Consider the following 12,785-nt stretch of genomic DNA (forward strand, 5'->3'; position numbering starts at 1 on the left):
GCCGGGAACATTCCCGGCAACAAGCCGGCGTTTTGCTTTTACAGAAACACTCTTTCCGGATTCACACTTGTTCCTCGAAACCCAGCACCTCACCACTGATAACGCCATCGGGGCAGGGCGCGTCGCGCTTGCTTTCGAATACGATGGTCGCAGTTTCCATGGCTGGCAGCTTCAGAAGTCCGGTGTCCGTTCAGTGGAGGCTGAATTGACCGGGGCGGTGGCGAAGGTGGCGGATCATCCGGTTGATCTGGTGTGCGCGGGACGAACCGACTCAGGCGTTCATGCCAGTTATCAGATCGCCCACTTCGATACGCCGTCTGTCCGGAACCTGCGGTCGTGGGTGATGGGCATTAATACCGCATTGCCCGAGGATATCTCTGTACACTGGGCCGGTAACGGGATTGGAGATTTTCACGCGCGTTTCTCTGCTACCTATCGCCGCTACCGTTACATCATCTATAACCATCCCGTGCGACCCGGTATTCAGCGAGGGCAGGTCAGCTGGACATTTCGTCCGCTTGATGCGGACCGGATGCACCGGGCGGCTCAGGTGCTTGCAGGCGAGCATGATTTTTCGTCATTCAGGGCCGCCGGATGCCAGTCCCGTACGCCCGTTCGCTTCCTGGAGCGAATTTCGGTAACCCGGACGCGGGATTTTGTCGTAATAGACGTTCAGGCCAATGCGTTTTTGCATCACATGGTCCGGAACATTGCCGGCGCACTGATGGCGGTTGGCTCCGGAAAGCAGCCAGTGGAATGGATTCATGAGATACTGGTTGCCAGAGACCGTACTGTCGCGGGTGTAACGGCGCCTCCCCACGGTCTGTACCTTGTCGATGTGGGTTATCCCGAGGCGTTCGGTATTCCCGCAGCCGAATGTGGCCCGGGCTTTCTGAGACCGTGGTTCAGCCAGGCGCAAAACAGCCCGCTTACACCGACACACATTCACGTCAAACAACGGGTTCCGAGCCAATGAACGCAAGGGTCAAAATTTGCGGTCTTACCCGTCCCGAGGATATCGACGGCGCAGTTCAATGCGGGGCCGATGCACTTGGTCTTGTGTTTTATGGGCCAAGCCCTCGTTCCGTTTCTATTGAGCAGGCAGCTGTGCTTGCCAAACGCATACCTGCGTTCGTATCGGTGGTCGGGCTCTTTGTGAACCCGACCCGACAGGAGGTTGATGCGGTTCTCGACAGGGTGTCCCTGGACTTGCTGCAGTTTCACGGTGACGAGGGGGCAGATTTCTGCTCTGGTTTCGGGCGTCGCTGGATCAAGGCCATTCGTGTCCGGGAAGCAGGGCAGATAGATGCGGCCTTCAAGGAATTCCGGGAAGCATCTGGCCTGCTGGTTGACGCCTGGGATCCGGACCGGTACGGCGGGACCGGAAAGTCGTTCAACTGGGATCTTATTCCCGACCATCGGCCGCTCCCGATTATATTGGCCGGCGGGTTGTCATCTGATAACGTATTTGCCGCTGTGAAGCAGGTGAAACCCTGGGCTGTGGATGTCAGTGGCGGTGTAGAGAAGAGCAAAGGCCACAAGGACATCCAGAAAATTTCTCAATTCATTAAAGAGGTTCACCGTGTCTGTAAAACTGACTGAAGAAATGCTGAGCGCACTGCCGGACGCGCGGGGTCACTTCGGGGCCTTTGGTGGGCGGTTTGTTTCCGAGACTCTGATGGATTCCCTGATGACTCTCGAGAAGGAGTACGCCCGCCTCAAAAAAGATCCGGAGTTTCAGGCGCGGTTTGATAAGGAACTGGCGGACTATGTTGGCCGGCCAACGCCGTTGTATTTCGCTGAACGCCTGAGCCGCGAAACCGGGGGTGCCCAGATCTGGCTCAAGCGTGAGGATCTTTGTCACACCGGCGCGCACAAGGTGAACAACACCATCGGCCAGGCCCTGCTTGCCAGCTTTCTGGGCAAGAAGCGGATTATTGCCGAGACTGGCGCCGGCCAGCATGGCGTTGCCACTGCCACGGTCTGTGCACGCCTGGGGCTTGAGTGTCATGTATTCATGGGTGCAGAGGATGTGCAGCGTCAATCCCTGAACGTGTTCCGCATGAAGCTCCTGGGAGCAACAGTGCATGCCGTCCAGAGTGGCACCAAAACCCTGAAAGATGCCATGAACGATGCTATGCGTGACTGGGTGGCGAATGTCGACGACACCTTCTATATCATCGGCACCGTCGCTGGCCCACATCCGTATCCGTTGCTGGTTCGGGATTTCCAGTCGGTTATCGGACGTGAAACCCGTCGCCAGGCCCTGGAAAAAACCGGTAAGCTGCCTGACGCCCTGGTGGCCTGTGTCGGGGGCGGCTCCAACGCCATTGGTATGTTCTACCCGTTCCTGGCCGATGAATCCGTGGAGCTTTATGGTGTGGAAGCGGGTGGCCTTGGTATTGAGACCGGGAAACATGCAGCTCCGCTTTGTGCCGGTCGGCCGGGTGTACTGCATGGTAACCGGACGTACCTTATGGAAGATGAAAACGGCCAGATCGCAGGCACGCACTCGGTCAGCGCCGGTCTGGATTATCCGGGTGTGGGACCCGAGCACAGCTGGTTGAAGGACATTGGCCGGGCGCACTATGTTTCGGTTACCGACGATGAGGCGATGGAAGGGTTCCGCAAACTGACCCGGGTTGAGGGTATTATGCCCGCCCTGGAAACTGCCCATGCGGTGGCTTACGCCATCAAACTGGCGGCAACCATGGATAAAGACCAGACCGTTGTTATCAATGTGTCCGGGCGTGGCGACAAGGACATCAACACAGTTGCCAAGCTTGAAGGCATCGAGATCTGAAGAATTTACAGGAGCAGGCATGAGCCGAATTGAAGGGGTCCTCAAGGCCCTGAAAGGACAAGGTCGCAAGGCACTTATTCCCTACATCACCGCCGGTGACCCCCATCCCGATGTTACGGTCGATCTGATGCACACGCTGGTGAAAGCGGGCGCAGACATCATTGAGCTGGGCGTGCCGTTCTCTGATCCGATGGCAGACGGCCCCGTCATCCAGCTGGCCTGCGAGCGGGCACTGGTTCATGGCACGTCATTACGACAGGTTATTGCCATGGTCAAGGAGTTCCGAAAATCCGACGACGCTACTCCGGTGGTGTTGATGGGTTATCTGAATCCGATGGAGGCCATGGGTTACGAGCAGTTTGCTGACGCCGCCAAGGATGCAGGCGTGGATGGCATCCTGACCGTTGATCTGCCACCGGAAGAGGCCGATGAAGTAGCACCGCTGTTTACCCAGCGCGAGCTTGACGCCATCTTCCTGCTGGCGCCAACAACCACGGATGACCGTATCCGGGCAATCAGTGAGCACTCTTCCGGTTATGTGTACTATGTTTCTATCAAGGGTGTAACTGGATCCGCCACCATCAATGTGGATGAGGTTGCTGCCAAGGTAAATCACATTCATGAACTGACAGCGCTTCCAGTCGGTGTCGGCTTCGGCATCCGCGATGCCGAGACGGCTGCTGCGGTTGGTCGGGTATCCGATGGTGTAATTGTTGGCAGCGTCCTGGTCGATACAATAGCCAGAAATCAGGCAGATACCGACCAGCTCAAACGGGCATTGACGGATCTGCTCCACCCGATGCGTGAAGCACTGGACAGTCTCGCCTCCTGAGTAACAGGGAGGAGGGCAAACAGGCGTCAAAGGACAGGATGAGACCATGAGTAACTGGCTGGACAAGATCATGCCGAGCAAGATTCGCTCGGAATCCAAGCAGAGAACCGGTGTGCCGGAGGGGCTTTGGAAAAAGTGCCCCAAATGCGGTGCCTTTCTCTACAAGCCGGAACTTGAGAAGAACCTGGATGTTTGCCCGAAGTGCAACCACCACCTGAGGGTAACGGCCCGCCGTCGCCTGGATATTTTCCTGGACCCTGAGGGGCGGGAAGAAATTTCCGCAGAACTCGAGCCGTGGGATCGGCTGAAGTTCAAGGACAGCAAGCGCTACAAAGACCGTTTGTCCCAGGCCCAGAAAGCAACCGGTGAGAAAGACGCTCTGGTGGCGATGAAAGGCACGACCCTGGGCGTTCCACTGGTTGCCTGCTCCTTTGAGTTCGGTTTTCTGGGTGGCTCCATGGGCCAGGTGGTTGGCGAAAAGTTTGTGCAGGCCGCCAACGTCGCGCTGAAGGAGCGCATTCCCCTGGTCTGCTTCTCTGCCAGTGGCGGTGCTCGTATGCAGGAAGCGATTCTGTCGCTTATGCAGATGTCAAAAACGGCGGCAGTGCTTGAACGCATGAAGCTCGAAGGGATTCCTTATATTTCGGTGATGACAGACCCCGTGTTCGGTGGTGTTTCTGCGAGTCTGGCCATGCTGGGCGATCTCAATATTGCCGAACCGAACGCACTGATCGGCTTTGCCGGCCCACGGGTCATCGAACAGACGGTTCGTGAGAAGCTGCCGGAAGGTTTCCAGCGCAGTGAGTTTTTGCTGGAGCATGGCGCCATTGACATGATTCTCCATCGCCACCAGATGCGTGAGCGGATTGCCCACGTGCTGGCCAAGTTTACCGGTCAGGAGCGTCCGGGAACCGAAGACCCCATTGAGTTTGAAGTGACCGAAAAGCCCGAAACCGATGCCCCCGCCCAGTAACCGAACAGACCAGTCTCCGGCTTCGCCGGGGGCTGGTGCCACTGTGGATCAGTGGCTGGCCTATCTTGAAGCGATACACCCCACAGAAATTGACCTCGGCCTCGACAGAGTCCTCGTGGTTTTTCGGCGGCTGTTCCGGCGAAAACCGGGCGCGCGCATCATCACGGTGGCAGGCACCAACGGCAAGGGCAGTGCGGTAGCGGCGGTGGAGGCATTGCTGAGAGCCGGCGGGCGCCGAACCGGAGCTTACACATCCCCCCATCTCCAGCGGTACAATGAGCGTGTGAGGGTGAATGGCGAGGATATCTCCGATCAAGCCCTGGTCAAGGCGTTCGAAGCGGTTGAGGCCGCCCGCGGTAACGTATCGCTCACTTATTTCGAGTTTGGAACCCTCGCTGCGTTCGTCGCCTTCGCCAACGCTGATCTGGATGACTGGGTTCTGGAGGTTGGCCTTGGCGGACGCCTGGACGCTGTGAACGTCATGGATGCCGATCTCGCCATACTGACCTCCGTTGATATTGACCATGTTGCCTTCCTGGGAGATAACCGGGAAGTCATCGGTTTCGAGAAAGCGGGGGTGCTCAGACCGGGTATCCCGGCGGTTTATGCCGACACCGATCCGCCGCGTTCGGTGCTTCAGCAAAGCGCCGCCCAGAAGGTTAAGCTGGAGCTGTTCGGACGAGACTACAGGCTGGAGACAGAACACCAGGATGGCTCGGATTTGCCGGTAGTGATGCTGAGTTATAGCGGTCAGTCGGTTCGCTTGCCCGCCGGGCCGTTGCCCGTTAAAAGCGTGGCTGCGGCCGTTGTTGCGATCCGCAAGCTCGAGCCGGACCTTTCAGTTTCCGTTATTGAGCGGGTGCTTTCAGGCTTGAGTGTGCCCGGGCGGTTCGAGCGACTGGCTACCTCCCCGGATATTTTTCTGGATGTCGGTCACAATCCCCATGCGGCAGGGTGGTTGTCAGACCAGCTCAGCAATCTGAAATCCGGGGGTGCGGTTGTCCATGCGGTTTATGGAGCTTTGGCAGACAAAGACGTGGAAGGTGTCGCTGCGGCCATGAGCCAGGTGGTGGATCACTGGTATCTGACCGGCCTGAGTGTGCCCAGGGGGCTTTCAGGTGAGGTTTTGAAGGCGAGACTGGGTGCCGCCGGCATTTCCGACGGGATGGTTTTCGAATCCGTGCAGGAGGCTCTGAGCTCGGCAGTTTCTGCGGCTTCACCGACAGATGTTGTTGTTGTGTTTGGCTCCTTCTACACGGTGGCCAAGGGTCGGGAGATCCTGCTCGGACAATAACCTGGCGGGACAGCTTGCGAGCCGCCTTAAACTTTGTCCATGGCGGCCGGTGGCACTTTGAGTTCCGGCCTCTGGCCGGTTAGTATCTGCGCATAGGTGCCCGCCGGGGCGCAGTCACAACAGTTGGGAGTTTGGCAACGTGGATGGACTGAAACAGAGAATAATCGGGGCGCTGGTCCTTGTCTCCCTCGCGGTTATCTTTGTTCCCATGCTCTTCGATGAACCTCATTCCGAGCGCACCTCAACAACCATCAAGATTCCGGAGGAGCCTCCTTTCCCCGAGGTGGAGGCGCCCGACTCAGAGTTGGCACCTGCGCCATCCTATGGCCTCAGCGATAGCGATACCATCGAACCGGTAGCGCCGGTAAATCAGGAAGACGATGATTCGCCGGGGTATCGCATTCTTGAAGAGCCCGTTGGCGATGAGGTGGAGGCAGAGGTAACAGAGGCACCCGAATCCGATCCGGCTCCGGTGCCCATTGATCAGGAGCCTGCCAGTGCTCCGGCTGAGGACGCTGAAAAACCTTCCGATGCCGAGGTTCCGGAAACGGCGGAATACGAGCGCTCACTGGAGGGGGCCTGGGTGGTTCAGCTGGGGAGCTTTGGTAATTCCGATAACGCACGTCGGCTCAGAGACCAGGTCCGGGAGAAAGGTTACGGTTCCCATCTGCAGGAGGTCGTCCGGGGTGATGCCACGCTGACCCGCGTATTCAGCGGCCCCTTTACCTCCAAATCCGAAGCCGAATCCGCGAAAAAAGCGCTTGATGACGCCTTTGGCCTCAACAGTCTCGTTACCTCCGGAGAAAAATAGCGGTTGGGGTCCGGTTTATGTGTGTCTGGCGGTTTGGCGAGCCGGGGTTTCCTGATAGAATTCGCGCTTCCTTTTCTCCACCGGGTTTTCAATGGAAGCGCTGATCTGGATTGACTGGGTCATTATCGCCCTGATTACAGTTTCCACGCTCATCAGCCTGAAACGGGGCTTCGTAAGAGAAGCCCTGTCTCTGGTGACCTGGGTGGGGGCGTTTATCCTGGCCAGAACCTTCCATCCCCAGATGCAAAGTCTGCTGGAAAGCACCGTTGAAACCCCTCTGGTCCGCCTTATTGCCGCCTTTGCCATACTCTTTTTCGGAACGCTCATTGTCGGTGCCATCATAAACAACATGATTGGCCACCTGATCCGGGCCACCGGCCTGTCGGCCACCGATCGGGTGCTTGGCATGGGGTTCGGGCTTTTGCGGGGTGTGGTGGTTGTGATTGTCGCCATAGCGTTCACCCGGTACACGCCCCTGGCCCAGGATACCTGGTGGCGAACCTCCATTATCATTGATCGCCTGGCGGTGGTAGAAGACTGGTCCAGACGGACCCTGGGCGATGAATTCGGGCGGTTTCTCGGGCCTGCGCCGGAAAACGCGCCGGAACCAGAGAGCAGTTCAGAGCAGGAAGGCGTGGAACCCGCGTCCGCGTCCCGCTAACATTCAGTTTTAACACTCGGAGACACCCTTATCCATGTGTGGCATTGTCGGCATCGTCAGTACTTCCAACGTCAATCAGTCGCTCTATGATGCGCTGACTGTACTTCAGCACCGGGGCCAGGACGCGGCGGGCATTGTTACGTTTCAGGATGATCGTTTTTACCTCCGCAAGGACAACGGCCTGGTGAGGGACGTATTCCACACCCGACATATGCGTCGCCTGGTGGGCAACGTCGGCATCGGCCACGTGCGCTATCCGACGGCGGGCAGTTCCAGTTCCGCTGAAGCACAGCCGTTCTATGTAAACAGCCCCTATGGCATCACCCTGGCCCATAACGGCAACCTGACCAACGCCGATGATTTGAGCAAGGACCTGTTCCGGACTGACCTGCGGCACATCAACACCAACTCCGATTCGGAAGTACTGCTGAACGTCTTCGCCCATGAATTGCAGAAACTGGGCAAGCTTGACCCGACCAAGGATGAGATTTTCTCGGCGGTCAGCGCGGTTCATAAGCGCTGCCGGGGCGCCTACGCCGTCATTGCCATGATTACCGGCTATGGCATTGTGGGCTTTCGGGACCCGAATGGTATCCGGCCAGCCTGTTACGGTGAACGCACTGACGAGAATGGCCGCAAGGAATACATGATTGCTTCTGAAAGCGTTGCCTTGAGCGCGGCTGGATATACCCTCGTGCGGGATATTGCGCCTGGTGAGGCGGTCTATATTGAAACCGACGGCACCCTCTATACCCAGCAGTGTGCGGAGCAGCCCCATCTGTACCCCTGCATTTTCGAGCACGTGTATTTTGCCCGTCCGGACTCCATTATTGACAAAGTGTCGGTCTACAAGGCCCGTCTGCGTATGGGAGAGACGCTGGCAGAGAAGGTGCTCCGGGAAACACCGGATCACGACATCGACGTAGTTATGCCGATTCCTGATACCAGCCGGACGTCGGCCATGCAGATGGCTCACCGTCTGGGCGTGAAATTCCGCGAAGGCTTTATCAAGAACCGGTATATCGGTCGGACCTTCATCATGCCGGGCCAGAAAATGCGCAAGAAATCGGTCCGCCAGAAACTCAACCCGATCGATCTGGAATTCCGCGGCAAGAATGTGATGCTGGTGGACGATTCCATCGTGCGTGGCACCACCTGTAAGGAAATTGTCCAGATGGCCCGGGATGCCGGCGCCCGCAAGGTCTATTTTGCATCCGCAGCGCCCCCCGTGCGTTACCCGAACGTTTACGGGATCGACATGCCTTCGGCCAGCGAGCTGATTGCCCATGACCGCACCGTTGAGGAAATCCGCGAGCTGATCGGTGCCGACTGGCTGCTCTATCAGGATCTTGAGGACCTGGTAACCTGCGTCAGTGATGTCAATGACGACATTGAGGGCTGGGAATGTTCGGTTTTTACCGGCAACTATGTGACCGGTGATGTCGATGAGGCCTATCTCAGTCGCATCGACGGCTTGCGCAATGACGAAAAACGATCCGAGAGCGCCAATGGCACTCACGGGGATAACGGTATTATTGACTTGCATAACGACGAAGACTGAACGCCGCTTTCAGGCAGGAGATGTAGATGACCTTTCGCCGCGAAGAAACTGTCTGGATCCCGGAATCCGATCTGGAAGGGATGTCCGTGGATACCCTGGCGGTGAGGGCAGGGCAGATCCGGACCGGGCAGCTCGAGCACAGCGATGCCATATTCCCCACATCCAGCTTTGTGTACGGCAGCGCCGCACAGGCAGCAGCCCGCTTCGGTGGCGACGAACCAGGGAATATCTATTCCCGGTTTACCAATCCCACGGTTCAGGCTTTTGAGGGCCGGATTGCTGCGATGGAAGGCGGGGAGCGCGCGGTTGCGACCGCCTCTGGTATGGCAGCGATCCTGAGCACCTGCATGGCGCTGCTTCAGAGTGGCGACCACGTAATCTGCTCCCGGGGCGTGTTTGGTACCACCAACGTGCTGTTCCAGAAGTATATGGCCCGTTTTGGAGTGGAAACCACGTTTGTCAGCCTGACGGACATGGAAGAGTGGCAGGCGTCTGTTCGTTCCGAAACCCGGATGCTGTTCATAGAAACGCCATCCAATCCCCTGTGCGAAGTGGCCGATATGGCAGCGCTCGCCAGGCTGGCCCGGGAAAACGACGCGTTGTTTGTGGTGGATAACTGCTTCTGTACCCCTGTGCTCCAGAGGCCGCTGGAGCAGGGTGCGGATATCGTGATTCACTCCGCCACCAAATACCTGGATGGTCAGGGCCGCTGCGTCGGCGGCGTTGTGGTCGGGGCTGACAAGATGATGGAAGAGATCTATGGCTTCCTGCGTTCTGCTGGCCCCACCATGAGCCCCTTCAACGCCTGGGTGTTCCAGAAGGGATTGGAAACCTTACCAATTCGTATGCGCGCCCACTGTGACAATGCGTTAGAGTTGGCTCTGTGGCTGGAGCAGCAGCCGGCGGTTGAACGGGTGTTCTATGCCGGGCTCCAGAGTCATCCGCAACATGAGTTGGCGAAAAAGCAGCAAACCGGTTTTGGGGGAGTACTGTCGTTCCAGCTCCGGGGCGCAAGGGAAGAGGCCTGGGGCTTTATTGACGGCACCCGGATGATTTCCATCACCGCCAACCTGGGGGACGTCAAGACAACCATTACCCATCCGGCAACCACCACTCACGGGCGTTTATCCCCGGAGGACAAGGAGCGGGCCGGAATCACGGAAAACCTGATCCGGATTTCTGTGGGAATCGAAGCGGTTGAAGACCTGAAAACCGATCTGGCAAGAGGTTTTCAGGCACTTCGGAACGCAAGCACCGATAACCTCTGAGCATTCATGGCCGAATCTGCAAAAGCGAAGAAAGCACCACAGGAACTGACAGAGAAGCAGCTGCGCTTTCGCCGCCTGGCAGCCCAGGGCGCTCGTGAAGGCGCCGTTATTGCGCTGATCGCACTCTGTATCTACCTGTCCATGGCACTGGTTACTTTCAGCCCGTCGGATCCCGGTTGGGCCAGTATCGGCCATGATACGAGTGTCCAGAACTACGCCGGCCGAACCGGCGCTTGGCTGGCCAGCCTGTTCATGGATTTCTTCGGCCATGTCGCCTATCTGTTCCCGGTCATGATTGCCGGTTATGCGCTGATGCTTATCCGTCGGCGCAACGAGTCCCTGGACTTGCACTGGCCGCTGTTCATGATGCGGTTCGGTGGCTTTCTGCTGATCCTTCTCTCTGCAACCAGCCTGTTGTCGCTGTATTCCGTGTTTGGTCTCGGGGCCTCCTCCGGCGGTGTGCTGGGAACGGCCGTGGCCGACGCCATGGTTCGGTTTTTCAACCTGCCGGCGACAACACTGCTGCTGATCGCTATTTTCCTGTTTGCGCTTACGGTCACCACCGGTCTGTCCTGGTTCTGGCTGATGGATCAGGTGGGTGGCCTGACCCTCAGAACAGGTCTGGCCATCAAGGGACTTTTCAAAGGGCAGTCGAAGCAGGCAAAACCGGAACCCAAAGCCGAACCCCCGGTGGTGAAGGACCGCGTTCCGGCGGTGGACAACTCACGGGAAAAAGACAGTTCCAGCAAACTGCGTTGGTGGCAACGGATTCCCGGTTTCGGTCCGAAGAAGCCGAAGACCCCGAAAGTACCTTCAAAGCCCGAAACCGGTCGAAAAGAGCCTGCACTGGATGGTCTCTCTGCCGAGGTTGATCCGGAACCAGCGAGGCTGGAAAGTTTCAGTTCACGGGATGAGGCTCCTGTCGCCAATGGCAACAAGCCCGGCAAGCCTGAGCCATCGGCTCAGCCTGCGGCGCGGTCGCTGAAGATTTCCCCCTTCAAGAAAGATGAGCAGTCATCCCAGTCGAAAGACAAGGGCAGCAAGCAGCCTTCGTTGCTGGAGGATATAGAGAGCCCGATTCCGCCGATATCGCTGCTGGACCCCCCTGAGGAGCATAAGGAAAGAGGCTATTCCGAAGAGTCCCTCGAGCACATGTCCCGTCTGCTTGAGGAAAAGCTCGGCGATTTCGGCGTTTCCGTGGAAGTCGTTGAGGTCAATCCGGGCCCGGTCATTACCCGGTTCGAGATCAAACCTGCCCCTGGGGTGAAAGTCAGCAAGATTTCCAACCTTGCCAAGGATCTGGCCCGTTCCCTGGCGGTGTTGAGCGTTCGGGTCGTTGAGGTGATTCCCGGCAAATCCGTGGTCGGGATCGAGATTCCCAATGAAGAACGTGAAATGGTCCGTCTCAGCGAAGTGCTCGGGGCCCGCGTGTTCCAGGAGTCCAGCTCACCGTTGACGCTGGCGTTGGGTAACGATATCGGCGGCAATCCCATGGTCGCCAACCTGGCCAAAATGCCCCACCTGCTGGTAGCGGGCACCACCGGTTCCGGTAAATCCGTCGGTGTGAATGCCATGCTCCTGAGCATGTTGCTGAAGGCCGGGCCGGAAGATGTTCGCTTCATTATGGTTGATCCCAAGATGCTCGAACTCAGCATCTACGACGGCATTCCGCATCTGCTGGCACCGGTGGTCACCGATATGAAGGAGGCCGCCAACGCCCTGCGCTGGTGTGTGGCTGAAATGGAGCGCCGCTACAAGCTGATGGCCAGCCTCGGTGTTAGAAACCTCGCCGGCTACAATCGCAAGATCAAAGATGCAGTGGCCGCTGGCGAGCCGCTTCTGGATCCGTTCTGGAAGCCGGATGAGTACCTCGCTAACGACGAGCAGGAGCGGCCGGAGCTCGACACCCTGCCATTCATCGTGGTGGTCATCGACGAATTTGCCGACATGATGATGATTGTTGGTAAAAAAGTTGAAGAGTTGATCGCCCGTATCGCCCAGAAAGCGCGCGCAGCGGGTATTCACCTGATTCTGGCCACCCAGCGGCCCTCAGTGGATGTAATCACCGGCCTGATCAAGGCCAACATTCCCACCAGGATGTCATTCCAGGTTTCGTCCAAGATCGATTCGAGAACGGTGCTGGACCAGGGCGGTGCCGAGCAGCTCCTGGGGCACGGTGACATGCTCTACCTGCCACCTGGGTCCGGCCTGCCGGTTCGTGTGCACGGTGCCTTCGTGGACGACGATGAAGTCCATCGCGTTGTGAGCGCCTGGAAAGCCAGGGGCGAGCCGGTGTATGTGGACGACGTTCTGAATGGCGCCGAAGGGGAGAGCCTGCCGGGTGTGCCAAACCTCTCGGAAGGCGGCGGCGATAGTGAAGGTGATGCGCTTTATGACGAGGCGGTCGCCTTCGTAACCGAAGGGCGCCGCGTTTCGATTTCCTCGGTACAGCGAAAATTCAAGATCGGGTACAACCGGGCGGCCAACCTGGTAGACGCCATGGAAGCGTCCGGGGTGGTCAGCGCAGCCGGTCACAATGGCGCCCGCGAAGTTCTGGCGCCACCCCCTCCAAGAGATTAGGA

11 protein-coding genes are annotated in these 12,785 nt (G+C 58.1%); all 11 read left to right on the forward strand.

The genetic code is table 11. From position 1 onward, the window contains the following. Positions 1-67: 67 nt before the first annotated feature. Complete coding sequence (gene truA, locus ACESMK_RS10520; protein ID WP_372997991.1) at positions 68-976, forward strand: tRNA pseudouridine(38-40) synthase TruA; 909 nt, start codon at positions 68-70, stop codon at positions 974-976. After that, entirely contained in the window at positions 973-1,602 is a 630-nt protein-coding gene (locus ACESMK_RS10525) for a phosphoribosylanthranilate isomerase (RefSeq protein WP_372997993.1), read from the forward strand. Before truA ends, ACESMK_RS10525 begins: the two co-directional genes overlap by 4 nt. Then, positions 1,595-2,803, forward strand: a complete 1,209-nt coding sequence (gene trpB / locus ACESMK_RS10530; protein ID WP_372998295.1) for a tryptophan synthase subunit beta — start codon at positions 1,595-1,597, stop codon at positions 2,801-2,803. The genes ACESMK_RS10525 and trpB overlap by 8 nt, the downstream gene beginning before the upstream one ends. A gap of 19 nt (positions 2,804-2,822) precedes the next feature. Further along, positions 2,823-3,635: a tryptophan synthase subunit alpha gene (trpA, locus tag ACESMK_RS10535; RefSeq protein ID WP_372997995.1), complete on the forward strand. Its 813-nt coding sequence runs from the start codon at positions 2,823-2,825 to the stop codon at positions 3,633-3,635. Between the two features lie 46 nt (positions 3,636-3,681). Beyond that, a complete protein-coding gene (gene accD / locus ACESMK_RS10540) occupies positions 3,682-4,608 on the forward strand; it encodes an acetyl-CoA carboxylase, carboxyltransferase subunit beta (RefSeq protein WP_372997997.1) in 927 nt (308 codons plus the stop codon). Beyond that, the gene (gene folC / locus ACESMK_RS10545) at positions 4,592-5,902 is read left to right on the forward strand and encodes a bifunctional tetrahydrofolate synthase/dihydrofolate synthase (protein WP_372997999.1); all 1,311 of its coding nucleotides are present in this window, start codon (positions 4,592-4,594) and stop codon (positions 5,900-5,902) included. The genes accD and folC overlap by 17 nt, the downstream gene beginning before the upstream one ends. Before the next feature lie 139 nt (positions 5,903-6,041). Continuing rightward, on the forward strand, positions 6,042-6,713 hold the full coding sequence (locus tag ACESMK_RS10550) for an SPOR domain-containing protein (protein WP_372998001.1): 672 nt from the start codon (positions 6,042-6,044) through the stop codon (positions 6,711-6,713). A 91-nt stretch (positions 6,714-6,804) separates the two neighbouring features. Next, complete coding sequence (locus tag ACESMK_RS10555) at positions 6,805-7,374, forward strand: CvpA family protein (protein ID WP_372998002.1); 570 nt, start codon at positions 6,805-6,807, stop codon at positions 7,372-7,374. 34 nt (positions 7,375-7,408) lie between these two features. Beyond that, positions 7,409-8,935, forward strand: a complete 1,527-nt coding sequence (gene purF / locus ACESMK_RS10560) for an amidophosphoribosyltransferase (RefSeq protein WP_372998004.1) — start codon at positions 7,409-7,411, stop codon at positions 8,933-8,935. A gap of 26 nt (positions 8,936-8,961) precedes the next feature. Beyond that, entirely contained in the window at positions 8,962-10,203 is a 1,242-nt protein-coding gene (locus ACESMK_RS10565) for an O-succinylhomoserine sulfhydrylase (RefSeq protein ID WP_372998006.1), read from the forward strand. A 6-nt stretch (positions 10,204-10,209) separates the two neighbouring features. Next, positions 10,210-12,783, forward strand: a complete 2,574-nt coding sequence (locus ACESMK_RS10570) for a DNA translocase FtsK (protein ID WP_372998008.1) — start codon at positions 10,210-10,212, stop codon at positions 12,781-12,783. Positions 12,784-12,785 lie beyond the last annotated feature (2 nt).

The organism is Marinobacter sp., from assembly GCF_041687235.1.
In the GTDB taxonomy this organism is placed as follows: Bacteria; Pseudomonadota; Gammaproteobacteria; order Pseudomonadales; family Oleiphilaceae; genus Marinobacter.

Bases quoted from the DNA above. Each gene is read 5' to 3' on its own strand.
- ACESMK_RS10525 (WP_372997993.1), top strand. From the start codon at position 973: ATGAACGCAAGGGTCAAAATTTGCGGTCTTACCCGTCCCGAGGATATC.
- trpA (WP_372997995.1), top strand. From the start codon at position 2,823: ATGAGCCGAATTGAAGGGGTCCTCAAGGCCCTGAAAGGACAAGGTCGC.
- accD (WP_372997997.1), top strand. From the start codon at position 3,682: ATGAGTAACTGGCTGGACAAGATCATGCCGAGCAAGATTCGCTCGGAA.
- folC (WP_372997999.1), top strand. From the start codon at position 4,592: ATGCCCCCGCCCAGTAACCGAACAGACCAGTCTCCGGCTTCGCCGGGG.
- ACESMK_RS10555 (WP_372998002.1), top strand. From the start codon at position 6,805: ATGGAAGCGCTGATCTGGATTGACTGGGTCATTATCGCCCTGATTACA.
- purF (WP_372998004.1), top strand. From the start codon at position 7,409: ATGTGTGGCATTGTCGGCATCGTCAGTACTTCCAACGTCAATCAGTCG.
- ACESMK_RS10565 (WP_372998006.1), top strand. From the start codon at position 8,962: ATGACCTTTCGCCGCGAAGAAACTGTCTGGATCCCGGAATCCGATCTG.
- ACESMK_RS10570 (WP_372998008.1), top strand. From the start codon at position 10,210: ATGGCCGAATCTGCAAAAGCGAAGAAAGCACCACAGGAACTGACAGAG.